Raw genomic sequence first — 11280 nt, forward strand, 5'->3', positions numbered from 1 at the left:
TCATTCCTTCCCAGTGGCAATTTGTGATTCAATAATAGCCGGCACATTCGCCTGTGCCATTTTGTAGGCTTGTTCGATCGCGTGATAAAAGGCGTTGGCGTCCGATGAACCATGTGCTTTGATGACCGGCGCTTTCAAGCCGAACAAACCGGCGCCGCCGTACTCTGTGTAATCCATTTTTGATTTTAACCCGCGCAGCTCATCTTTAAGCAGCAGTGCGCCGATTTTTGATTTAGCGGACGCAGTCAAAGCGGTTTTTAACATAGAAAAAACAGACAACGCGCTGCCTTCAATGGTTTTTAAAACCATATTGCCGGTAAAGCCGTCTGTGACAACAACATCCGCTGCCCCATTTAACAGTTCACGGGATTCAATATTGCCAATAAAGTTTAAATCAGCCGCTTCGCTTAATAGTTTGTATGCGGCTTTTGTTAAATCATTCCCTTTTTTTTCTTCCGTTCCAATATTTAAAAGACCTACACGAGGTTTAGGGATCCCTCGCACTTTTTCTGCATAAACCGAACCCATGATCGCATACTGCAGCAGATGCTCAGGCTTCGCATCCGAATTAGCACCGGCATCAAGCATGACAAATCCTTTGCCGTCAATTGTCGGAAGCGTTGGGGCCAGTGCCGGACGTTCTACTCCGTCAATACGGCCGACTACAAACAATCCTGCAGCCATAAGCGCACCTGTGTTGCCTGCTGATACACATGCTGCCGCTTCGTTAGCTGCAACGGCCTCTGCCATTAACACGAGTGAGGACTGTTTTTTCCGCCGCACAGCCCGGACCGGCTCGTCTGTGCCGAGAATCACATCGGGAGCATGAACGACCTGCGCCCGGCTGCTCTCCTCTAAATACGGCCGGATTTTTTCTTCATCTCCATAAAGCATTACTTCGAGCTGCGGCATTTCCTTTAATGCCCGATTCACACCTAAAATGATTTGCTCCGGTGCGTGGTCACCGCCCATTGCGTCAATTGCGAGTTTCATCTATTTCCTCCTTTTCTGCAGATGGTGCACGAAACATAGAGAACTCTCCGCGAAACACGAGGTCACTGCCGACGAAACTGGATACCTCTACAATGGTTCGTCCCTTTTGGGATCGAATCACCTTCGCTTTGGCGATTACCCGGCTGTTTTCTTTCACCGGCTGTGTAAAACGAATATCCGCTTTGCCTGTGAGAGCCATTTCATCATTTATTACGGCAACGGCCAGCGAATTCGCCTGGGCAAACAGATGATGCCCCCGTGCAATGCCGTTCCGTTTAAAGACATGCTCTTTTTTTACATCAAAAATAGAAATAGCGCTTTTGTCTAATTCAATATCAATAATATCGCCGATAACTTCTTCGATCGGCAATGAACGCACTTCATCCTGCATATTTTTTTCCGCTACATATTTAATGCGTTCCCTCAGTTCCGGAATGGATAACTCCATCCGATCAAGCCGAATCGTTTGGACGCTTACGCCAAACTCCTGCGCCAGTTCTTCGTCGGTGACAAACGGATTTTCTCCGATTGTTTGCTTTAGACGCTCCTGACGCTCTTTTTTTGATCGTCTCATATTTATCCCACCATCCGATATTAGGACTAGGTACTAAAAAACAGTATAAAGATAACAAAAAAAGAATGCAAGAGGCAACTTGCATTCTTAATCAAGCTTTTCACCATCAAACACACCCGAATCATTTAAAACCTTCCGCAAATGTCGATATTCATGGCTGGTCCAAAAATCGGGCGCATTAATTAATTCTTTGGCATCTTCGCGCGCCGTTTCAAGCGCCCGGTAATCATGCACCATGTCCGCCATTTTAAATTCAGGCAGCCCGCTTTGTTTGCGGCCAAAGAAATCTCCTGGCCCGCGCAGCTCCAGGTCTTTTTCACTGAGCACAAACCCATCGTTCGTTTCTGTCATAGCGGTCATCCGCTCTTTACCGGTTTCAGACTTTGGATCAGCAATCAGCATGCAGTACGACTGCTCTGATCCCCGTCCTACCCGTCCACGCAGCTGGTGTAACTGTGACAAGCCGAATCGCTCTGCATCATAAATAATCATTACCGTTGCATTCGGCACGTTCACCCCGACTTCTACCACTGTTGTGGAGACTAACACGTTCCATTCATTCGCGCCGAATGCCTTCATTACGGCTTCTTTTTCTTCTCCGCTCAGACGCCCATGCATTAAGCCGACTGTAAATCTTCCTCCAAAATACTGGGTCAGCTGTGAATGAACATCAAGCGCGTTTTGAAAATCAAGCTTTTCCGATTCTTCAATCAGCGGGCAGATCACATAAGCCTGCCGCCCTTTTCGCAGCTCTTTTTCCGTAAATTCAAGCACACGGCCAAGCATTTCTTCTTTTGCCCAATAGGTTTCGATTGCTTTGCGGCCGGCCGGCATTTCATTAATGATCGAGACGTCCATTTCACCAAAAACGGTAATGGCAAGTGTTCTGGGAATTGGCGTTGCGGTCATAAACAGGACATCAGGATTTTCACCCTTGGACCGAAGCACGCGGCGCTGATTCACCCCGAACCGGTGCTGCTCATCCGTAATGACAAGTCCAAGCTTATGAAAGACAACATCATCTTGAATAAGGGCATGCGTCCCGATTAAAATATCAATTTCGCCCGCTTCAAGTGCTGCAAGCAGTGCTTTGCGGCGCTTTCCTTTTACAGTTCCGGTCAATAGAGCTGTTGTGACGCCAAACGGCTCAAGCATCTCATGCAGCGATTTTGCATGCTGCTCTGCTAAAATTTCGGTCGGCACCATTAAGGCCCCTTGAAATCCTGCTGTTACGGAAGCATACAGTGCCAATGTCGCAACAGCGGTTTTTCCGCTTCCCACATCCCCCTGCAGCAGCCGGTTCATTCGGTACGGCGATTTCATATCGGCACATATCTCATTTACAGCTTTTTTCTGCGCATTTGTTAATTCAAAGGGCAATGAGTCAATCAGTTCTTTTAGCTTAGCGAGATCATACTTTTGAACAATCCCCCCGGACTGTTCCCGAATCGTTTTTCGGAGCGCCTGCATTTTAAGCTGAAAATAGAAAAATTCTTCGTATACAAATCGCCGCCGCGCCTGTTTCATCTCTTTATGTGAAATCGGAAAGTGAAGGGCACGAATCGCCTCTTTTCTTTCCATTAAGCGGTATTGTTGAATCAAATGAACCGGCAGCGTTTCTTCTATATACTCACCAAAGGAGTCGATTGCCTGTTTTACAAGCTTCCGAAACTGCTTGAGAGGAATGGCATTGCGCAGTAAATAGACCGCTTCGAAATCCGTACCGCGTGCATAGGCCCCTTTCTCCATTGTCTGGCCAGAAATAGCCAGACGGTGGCGGTCCCACTTTCCGGTCACGGTAACCGTGTCGCCGACGGACGCTTTTTTCTTTAAGTAGGGCTGATTAAAAAAAGTGACGTTAATCAAATGAGGACCTGACAAAAATTTAAATGTCAGCCTCGACTTTTTCTTTCCGTAATACATGACGGAAGGCTCGGTTTGAATCACACCTTCGATCGTGACTTTTTCATCGTGTTCTGCTTCTTCAGGGCTTTTTAGTCTCATATCTTCATAGCGTGCCGGCACAAATTCCATTAAATCCCCTACCGTAAGCACACCAATAGAAGCCAGAGATGCTTCCGCTTCTTTGCCTGCGCCTTTTAACACACTGACAGGCTGGTTCAGCGGATGGCTTGTTTCAAGCATGTTTTTTCCTCCCTTCCTTTTCAACGTGAAAAAGAGAGAGAATAATCTCCCTCTTTTGTTTATTCAACCGAAAAAATAAACGGATACAGCGGCTGTCTGCCGTTATGCACTTCCACTTCGATATCCGGGTACGTTTCTTCAATAAAACTTGTTACTTGTTCAACCGTTTCTTCTGACGCTTCTTCCCCATGAATAACCGTTACGATTTCTGACTCGTCATCGATCAGCGACTGCAGCAGCTCTTTCGCCGCTGATGCCGATTCTGTATGCGTGACCACAATTTTCCCTTCGGCCAGTCCCATAAAGTCATTTTTCTTAATATCGATGCCATCAATGGTCGTATCACGAACAGCGTATGTGATTTGTCCGGTTTTTACCTGCGTGGATGCTGCGGTCATGGCGTCCTTATTCCATGCTGCATCACTTTCTGGATTAAACGCAATGAGGGCTGCCAGACCTTGCGGAACGGTCTTGGTTGGGATAACAGACACAGTCGTTTCCATGATGTCTGCTGCCTGCTCGGCCGCCATAATAATATTTTTGTTATTTGGCAGAACAAACACGTGCTCAGCATGGCACTCCTGGATTGCTTTAACAATATCTTCTGTGGACGGATTCATCGTTTGACCGCCTTCAATAACAGCGGCTGCTCCGATACTCGTAAATAACTCAGCAATACCGGCTCCCATCGCAACCGCTACAACACCATATTTAGCCTGCTGCACCGGCTGGGCTGACGCCCGGGATGTGCTTCCAGTAATCGCACTGTGCTGTTCACGCATATTTTCAATCTTCATATTGATTAAGCTTCCGTATTGCTGCCCAACGGTCAGTACTTCTCCCGGATGTTCCGCATGAATATGCACTTTGGCAATTTCATCATCAGCAACCACAAGCAATGAATCACCAAACCGGCTTAATTCATCGCGGAAGCGCTCTTCAGAAAAAGGATGTTTAACGAGCTTTTCTTTTTCAAATTTGACCATAAATTCCGTACAATAACCAAATTCAATATCTTCTGTGTTCATAAAGCTCTGCACACTTTTACGGTGCTCCGCACTGACAAGCTCCTTTATGTCCTGGCGGTCCGAAAGCGCTGCCGGAAGTGCTTCTCCCTTCAGCTCAGCCAAAAAGCCTTCATATACAAGTAAAAGACCCTGCCCGCCGCTGTCGACTACGCCGACTTCTTTTAACACAGGCAAAAGCTCCGGTGTCCGGTTTAAGGAAGCCTGTCCTTCTTTCACAAGCGCTTCTACTACCGCGACAATATCAGATTCTTTTTGAGAAACGGCTACCGCTTTTTTAGCGGCGTCTTTTGCCACCGTTAAAATCGTTCCTTCCACTGGCTTCATCACCGCTTTGTATGCCGTTTGAACGCCTGCTTCAAATGCAGCAGCAAGTTCAAACGCGGATACTTCCTGCTTGCCGGCCACTGCTTTTGAAAACCCCCGAAAAAGCTGGGATAAAATAACGCCTGAGTTTCCGCGCGCGCCCATTAACAGCCCTTTCGAGAGCGCTTCGGCTGTTTTTCCGAAATGGCGCTGCGTGCCCGCTTCTGTTTCCTTTGCTCCTGATGTCATTGATAAATTCATATTCGTGCCGGTGTCGCCATCCGGCACGGGAAATACATTCAGCGCGTCAACCATTTGTGCATTTGCTGATAAATGCTGTGCGCCTGCTTGCACCATCCTGGCAAAGCGCAATCCGTCCAATGAAGTTATAGCCACAAAAATTTCCTCCTCACACTACGGGTTCGTTACCCGCACACCCTGTACAAAAATATTAACAGAATCAACTGATAATCCGACGGTTTGATTAAGTATATATTTTACTTTTGACTGCACATTGCTTGCCACTTCAGAGATTTTCGTTCCGTAGCTCACGATAATATACATATCAATAAAAATACGGTCTTCTTCCTGGCGTACGACAACGCCGCGTGTAAAATTTTCACGACGCAGCATTTCAGCAAGGCCATCTTTTAATTGATTTTTTGATGCCATACCGACAATACCGTAGCAATCTACCGCCGCACCGCCTGCGATCATCGCGATGACTTCATTTGAAATGTCAATTTGACCAAGTTCAGTCGTTAATTCAATCGTCACAAAACATCCTCCTCGCGAATCAAACTATTCTCATTTTACTATATTTATCTGCCACTTCACAACTTACGGGCCGGATCTGCCGCTTATTCACTGTCAAGTGATTTTTCTTGAAAGACTTCTTCAAAGCTGTTGCATTCATTCATTGATTGTGATAAATTATTTAAGTGTCTTGCACATAAAAACGTAGACAATTAACGATCCTGAATAGTAAGGAGTGAATACAATGCCAAAAAAATGTGTTATTTCCGGCCGCAAAGCACGTACTGGAAACAACCGCTCACACGCGATGAATTCAAGCAAACGTACGTGGGGCGCTAACCTTCAAAAAGTTCGTATCCTTGTTGACGGTAAACCAAAACGTGTTTGGGTATCTGCCCGCGCACTTAAATCTGGAAAAGTTGAGCGCGTTTAATTTTTCCTTTCATAAAAAAGCACCTGCGCCAAACGGCACCGGTGCTTTTTTATTTTTTCTTTTTCCCTGCTGACATAAACATCCGAATCATGCCCCCGACAAACTTTGGCAGTTTCAATGTGTAAAATTTCACTAGCTTCTCCTCCCGTCACGGCTTCTAATAACCATTAATATGCCTGAACGGAACGAAAAGACCCCCTTTTTTTCAAGGATTTCATTACTTACACATCTTGAGGAACCCGGCTGAACCGTGTCATTGTCCAATGGATATTTAAAGCCGGACAGCGTCAGCCCTTTCACGCTTTCATTCAGCGCAAAAAAAGAAACGTACGGCCATCCTTCCCTTTGAGGAATAACTCCTTCTCCGGGTGAATAAACAGCCAGTTCATTTTGACAGTCTACGATCATAACCGGGCAGGGAAGCTCCCTTTTTAAGAGCAGCGTAACCGCCCCGAAAAAGTGATCAAGACGGCCGCCTGTCACGCCATATAAAAAAATCATCTCCGGGTTTTGCTTTGCTGCGTCATTGAGGGCAATTTCAAGGTCAGTTTCATTTTTTTCCGCTGGAAACTGCACATGATCCGGGACTTCTGCCGCCACACGGCGCCATTCTTCTTCCGTTATGGAATCAAAGTCGCCAAAGGCCTTGTCCGGCGTGATCCCACGGTCAAGCAAATAAAGAGCGCCACGATCTACACCAACCCATTGCTCCCTCAAGGCGGGATCCCTTTTTAACACAGGCAGTTCCGTATCCGGACCGCCGGCAACGATCCGGATAATCACGCTTTTTCCGCGGCAGCCCGGATCGCCCGGATGGCCGCACTCCGGTCCTTTTCATTATAGATCGCTGAACCGGCAACAAGCACATTTGCTCCGGCCTCTGTACAAATCCGGGCCGTTTCCGTATTGACACCGCCGTCTATTTCAATATCCACCGACACACCCGCTTTTGTGATCATGTCGCGAACACGGCGGATTTTCGGTACAACGGCCTCAATGAAAGACTGCCCTCCGAACCCAGGGTTTACAGTCATAAGTAAAACCATATCAATATCACCGATCACATACTCGAGTACATCGACCGGTGTAGAAGGGTTTAACACTACTCCCGCTTTAATGCCAAAGGAGCGGATAAGCTGAATGGTCCGATGCAGATGCGGACATGCTTCAGCATGAACCGTAATAATATCAGCCCCGGCTTTTGCAAACGTCTCAATGTACTGATCAGGGTTGCTGATCATCAAATGAACATCAAGAGGTAATGCTGTTACCGGCCGGATCGCTTCTACAATCAGCGGGCCAATCGTAATATTCGGCACGAAATGTCCATCCATCACATCTACGTGAATATAGTCAGCTCCACCCGCTTCTACGTCTTTTATTTCTTCACCAAGCCGCGCAAAGTCAGCGGATAAAATAGATGGGGCAATCTTAATCATAACGTCAGTACCTCGGCTTTCTCTCTTTAATTTCCTCTATAAATTGCAAATAATGCTCATAGCGATAATTCGGGATTTCTCCTTCTGCTACTGCTTCTTTTACCGCGCATTTTGGCTCATTTAAATGCAGGCAGCCTCTAAATTTACAATCGGAGCTCCGGTCTGCCATTTCTGGAAAACACGCGGATAATTCATCCAGCTCTATTCCTTCAAAATCTAACGAACTAAAACCCGGCGTATCGGCGACTAGTCCGCCTGCCGCTGGAATGAGCTCTACGTGCCGTGTTGTATGCTTGCCCCGTCCTAGTGAACTGGAGATCTCATCTGTTTTCAAGGCAAGATCGGGCCGGATCGCATTTAGCAGGGAAGACTTTCCGACGCCTGACTGTCCGGCGAATACCGATGTTTTTTCTGTTAAGTGGCCTTCCAGCAAGTGAAGGCCGTCCATTGTTTCTGATGAAGTTTCCACAACGGTGTAGCCAATCCTGCGGTAATCGGCCACGTATTGATCGAGCGTTTTTCTGTCTTCAGCTAAATCCATTTTGGTCAGGCAGATAACCGGTTCAATATTCTTTGATTCAATTAAAACTAAAAAACGGTCTAGAAGCACTGTGCTGAAAGCAGGTTCCATCACTGAAAAAACAAGGACCGCCTGGTCAATGTTCGCAACAGGCGGACGAACCAAATCATTTTTTCGCTCTTTAACGGTTAGAACGTAGCCTTCTTTTTCATTTTCTGCTTCGTATTCGACATAGTCGCCGACAAGCGGTGTAATATTTCTCTTCCGGAATACCCCCCGGCCCCGGCACTGAATAATACTTTCTCCATCGAGCACATAGTAAAAACCGCTTAACGCTTTAATAATTTTGCCTTCTGGCATGTAGCACCACCTTATTCAGATTGTGTTTTTTCCGGGTAAGGAATCGTTTGATCCATAATGACGACCTGATCCCGCACCACTTTATATCCTGCTTTTTGGCCTTTCTCAATCACAAACTGCAGTGTTCGCTTCGTTTCTTCTGTAATTAAAAACTTTTCATAGGGTTCTGTCATACTGTGTGTGGCATCTTCTACGTAAATCTGGACCTCTTGAGGTTCTCCTTCAACCTCAGGCTCGTATGGAATCACCACTTCTGTTGAGACTTCTGCCGGCGGAATTTCCTCTGGTCCTTTTGAAAGAGTGACTTTAACCGTACTGCCCGGCTCCACTTCACTTCCGGCCTCAGGCGACTGCCTGATCACCTGGCCGGCCGCAACGGAATCCGAATATTCTTCTTCGGAAAAATCAATGATAATGCCATTTGCATCCTCATAGTCTTCCAGGCTTTTTTCCGTATAGCCTGAAAGATCTTTCAGCTCGACATCGGCAAGGCCTATGCTCACCGTTAATTCAACGTCTGTTTCTTCCGGAATGACGTCTTCATCCGCATCTGGTCTTTGCTCCAGCACCGTCCCTGGTTCACTGTCGTCATATTTCGACTCGACGACTTCAACATTACGAAAGCCGGCTTCCTCCAGCAATTCCCGTGTTTCTTCGAGTGTTTTCCCGGTGTAATCTTCCATTGCTTTTTGTTCTTTGCCAGCCGAGACAAACAAGTCAATCTCACTGCCTTCTTCTACCGTTGTTCCCGCTTTTGGCACCGTTCGAATCACTTTTCCTTCTTCAATATCTGCACTGAATTCCTCATCGGAGTCACCCACAACAAAACCGGCATTTATTAAAGTGGCGGCAGCTGCTTCCGGACTGCTTCCGTTTGTATCCGGCACTGCTATCTGCTTCGGCACCATCAGCATAAACCAGGCTGCAGCGCTGAGGGCACCCAGAATAAGGAGCACGAGCAGAAACCATGGCCACTTTCTTTTCTTTTTCTGCGGCTTAGTATTTATATCACTATCTGTTTTCTGCTTGATTTCTACAGGCGGTACAGACGGCTGGATTCGCTCCGGCGGCTTCGATGAAATAATCGGAATCGCTTTTGTCACTTCATCGTCATCATCCGGAATTTTAAATTTTTCCTCCTGCATGCGGTAAGGCTCTAAGGCAGTAGACAAATCGTGTTCCATTTCTTCTGCGCTCACATAGCGGTGAAAAGGATCTTTTGCCGTTGCATGAAGGACGATATTTTCAATGCTTTGCGGAACTCCCGGGTAAAGTTGTTTAATAGATGGAGTCTCTGCCTGCAGATGCTTTAAAGCAATGGAGACAGCCGATTCACCCGAAAACGGAAGCTTTCCCGTTAACAGCTCGTACATAACAATCCCAAGTGCATAAATATCAGACTTTTTTGTCGCCATTCCCCCTCTTGCTTGCTCGGGAGAAATATAATGAACAGAGCCAAGAACCGCATTTGTCTGCGTAATAGAAGTTGCACTCATGGCCATTGCAATCCCAAAGTCGGTCATTTTTACAATTCCATCCCGATCAATAAGCATGTTGTGTGGTTTTACATCACGGTGAATAATGGAATGCTGATGGGCAAATGCAACGGCCGCAGTCATTTGCCTCATAATATCAATAACGGTTTCGTACGGAACGGGAGAAAATTGCTGAATGTATTCTTTCAGCGTCATTCCGTCCACATATTCCATTACAATAAAGTGAATATTGTCTTCTTCCCCAACATCGTAAATATTGACTATATTCGGATGGGCCAGGCTTGACGCTGCCTGGGCCTCACGCTGAAATCGACGCAAAAATTCATCTTCTCCGGCAAAATCAAACCGCAGGACTTTAATAGCCACATCTCGGTCTAAAATCATATCGCGGGCCAGGTATACATGCGCCATTCCGCCGCCGCCAATCGCCCGGACGATTTTATAGCGCCCGCTTAAGCTTCTGCCAATTAACATCACCGTCACCCGCTTTCGCGTTCGGCACAATGCTCGAGAATTGCGACTGTAATATTGTCTTCTCCGCCGTTTTCATTGGCCAGACGAATCAGAGTATTTGCTTTTTCATGCAGCGGATCTGATGATTGCAGAATATGGCTCATTTCGGGAGCTGACACTTTGTTTGATAAACCATCGGAGCAAAGAAGGAGCAAATCTCCTTCTTCAAACATGATCGTTCTGTAATCAACAGACAGCTTTTCGTCTGTTCCAAGAGCTCGTGTTAGTACATTTTTTTTCGGATGGCTCTCTGCTGCTTCCTTGGTAATTTCACCTGATTTAACGAGTTCGTTCACAAGTGAATGATCTTCCGTGACTTGTGAAAAGCCGTCCTCACTCTGCAGGTAACACCGGCTGTCTCCAATGCTCGCAATCGCGCAAAACCGGTCTGTGCAAAGAGCCGCTACCAGTGTCGTTCCCATACCGCTGCATTCTGGATGGGTATGGGCATGAAATAAAATTTCTTTATTGATCACTGGTATAATCGCCTTCATCCAGTTTAAGGCCTCATCCGGCGATTGAATATTCAATGCTGTTTCGTTCCAATGCTGTTCAAACATGCTGATGGTCATCCGGCTTGCGGTATCTCCCGCATTGTGCCCGCCCATTCCGTCTGCTACGACGGCCAGGCACAAGCTGCCGTTATGATGAAAAACGCCCCCGCTGTCTTCATTGTGCGAGCGCACTCGTCCGCGGTCTGTTTCAAACACAGCATTCATC

12 protein-coding genes are annotated in these 11280 nt (G+C 46.7%); 1 reads left to right on the forward strand and 11 read right to left on the reverse strand.

From position 1 onward, the window contains the following. From plsX to M3221_RS04160, 5 genes are all read right to left on the reverse strand, one after another. Nucleotides 1-993, reverse strand: a complete 993-nt coding sequence (plsX, locus tag M3221_RS04140; protein WP_251270271.1) for a phosphate acyltransferase PlsX — start codon at nucleotides 991-993, stop codon at nucleotides 1-3. After that, nucleotides 977-1567: a transcription factor FapR gene (fapR, locus tag M3221_RS04145; protein ID WP_251270273.1), complete on the reverse strand. Its 591-nt coding sequence runs from the start codon at nucleotides 1565-1567 to the stop codon at nucleotides 977-979. Before fapR ends, plsX begins: the two co-directional genes overlap by 17 nt. An 87-nt stretch (nucleotides 1568-1654) precedes the next feature. Further along, nucleotides 1655-3712, reverse strand: a complete 2058-nt coding sequence (gene recG / locus M3221_RS04150; protein WP_251270277.1) for an ATP-dependent DNA helicase RecG — start codon at nucleotides 3710-3712, stop codon at nucleotides 1655-1657. Nucleotides 3713-3771: 59 nt separating this feature from the next. Beyond that, nucleotides 3772-5439: a DAK2 domain-containing protein gene (locus tag M3221_RS04155; RefSeq protein ID WP_251270280.1), complete on the reverse strand. Its 1668-nt coding sequence runs from the start codon at nucleotides 5437-5439 to the stop codon at nucleotides 3772-3774. Between the two features lie 18 nt (nucleotides 5440-5457). Beyond that, complete coding sequence (locus tag M3221_RS04160) at nucleotides 5458-5820, reverse strand: Asp23/Gls24 family envelope stress response protein (protein WP_251270282.1); 363 nt, start codon at nucleotides 5818-5820, stop codon at nucleotides 5458-5460. 223 nt (nucleotides 5821-6043) lie between these two features. Between M3221_RS04160 and rpmB the strand changes: the two genes are divergently transcribed. Then, complete coding sequence (gene rpmB / locus M3221_RS04165; protein WP_045850130.1) at nucleotides 6044-6232, forward strand: 50S ribosomal protein L28; 189 nt, start codon at nucleotides 6044-6046, stop codon at nucleotides 6230-6232. Nucleotides 6233-6281: 49 nt separating this feature from the next. On the opposite strand, the gene spoVM is transcribed toward rpmB, so the two are convergent. The 6 genes from spoVM to M3221_RS04190 are packed head-to-tail and all read right to left on the reverse strand — an operon-like array spanning nucleotide 6282 to nucleotide 11279. Beyond that, nucleotides 6282-6365 carry a stage V sporulation protein SpoVM gene (spoVM, locus tag M3221_RS26775; RefSeq protein ID WP_050181490.1) on the reverse strand — a complete coding sequence of 28 codons (84 nt, stop codon included), beginning with the start codon at nucleotides 6363-6365 and terminating at the stop codon, nucleotides 6282-6284. Further along, nucleotides 6365-7015 carry a thiamine diphosphokinase gene (locus M3221_RS04170; RefSeq protein WP_251270284.1) on the reverse strand — a complete coding sequence of 217 codons (651 nt, stop codon included), beginning with the start codon at nucleotides 7013-7015 and terminating at the stop codon, nucleotides 6365-6367. The genes spoVM and M3221_RS04170 overlap by 1 nt, the downstream gene beginning before the upstream one ends. Next, nucleotides 7012-7671, reverse strand: coding sequence for a ribulose-phosphate 3-epimerase (gene rpe, locus M3221_RS04175; protein WP_251270286.1), 660 nt, complete (start codon nucleotides 7669-7671; stop codon nucleotides 7012-7014). Before rpe ends, M3221_RS04170 begins: the two co-directional genes overlap by 4 nt. A gap of 4 nt (nucleotides 7672-7675) precedes the next feature. After that, nucleotides 7676-8551 (reverse strand): ribosome small subunit-dependent GTPase A, encoded by an 876-nt coding sequence (gene rsgA, locus M3221_RS04180; RefSeq protein WP_251270288.1) that lies wholly within the window; start codon nucleotides 8549-8551, stop codon nucleotides 7676-7678. A gap of 11 nt (nucleotides 8552-8562) precedes the next feature. Then, a complete protein-coding gene (gene pknB, locus M3221_RS04185) occupies nucleotides 8563-10521 on the reverse strand; it encodes a Stk1 family PASTA domain-containing Ser/Thr kinase (protein WP_251270290.1) in 1959 nt (652 codons plus the stop codon). A 5-nt stretch (nucleotides 10522-10526) separates the two neighbouring features. Then, complete coding sequence (locus M3221_RS04190) at nucleotides 10527-11279, reverse strand: Stp1/IreP family PP2C-type Ser/Thr phosphatase (RefSeq protein ID WP_251270292.1); 753 nt, start codon at nucleotides 11277-11279, stop codon at nucleotides 10527-10529. Nucleotide 11280 lies beyond the last annotated feature (1 nt).

It is taken from the genome of Domibacillus indicus (genome assembly GCF_023715895.1).
Taxonomy (GTDB): domain Bacteria; phylum Bacillota; class Bacilli; order Bacillales; family Domibacillaceae; genus Domibacillus; species Domibacillus indicus_A.

What these genes read in the sequence shown, in the direction of transcription:
- M3221_RS04190 (WP_251270292.1), bottom strand. Translation starts at nt 11,279, where the DNA reads ATGAATGCTGTGTTTGAAACAGACCGCGGACGAGTGCGCTCGCACAAT.
- recG (WP_251270277.1), bottom strand. Translation starts at nt 3,712, where the DNA reads ATGCTTGAAACAAGCCATCCGCTGAACCAGCCTGTCAGTGTGTTAAAA.
- rsgA (WP_251270288.1), bottom strand. Translation starts at nt 8,551, where the DNA reads ATGCCAGAAGGCAAAATTATTAAAGCGTTAAGCGGTTTTTACTATGTG.
- pknB (WP_251270290.1), bottom strand. Translation starts at nt 10,521, where the DNA reads ATGTTAATTGGCAGAAGCTTAAGCGGGCGCTATAAAATCGTCCGGGCG.
- plsX (WP_251270271.1), bottom strand. Translation starts at nt 993, where the DNA reads ATGAAACTCGCAATTGACGCAATGGGCGGTGACCACGCACCGGAGCAA.
- rpe (WP_251270286.1), bottom strand. Translation starts at nt 7,671, where the DNA reads ATGATTAAGATTGCCCCATCTATTTTATCCGCTGACTTTGCGCGGCTT.
- rpmB (WP_045850130.1), top strand. Translation starts at nt 6,044, where the DNA reads ATGCCAAAAAAATGTGTTATTTCCGGCCGCAAAGCACGTACTGGAAAC.
- fapR (WP_251270273.1), bottom strand. Translation starts at nt 1,567, where the DNA reads ATGAGACGATCAAAAAAAGAGCGTCAGGAGCGTCTAAAGCAAACAATC.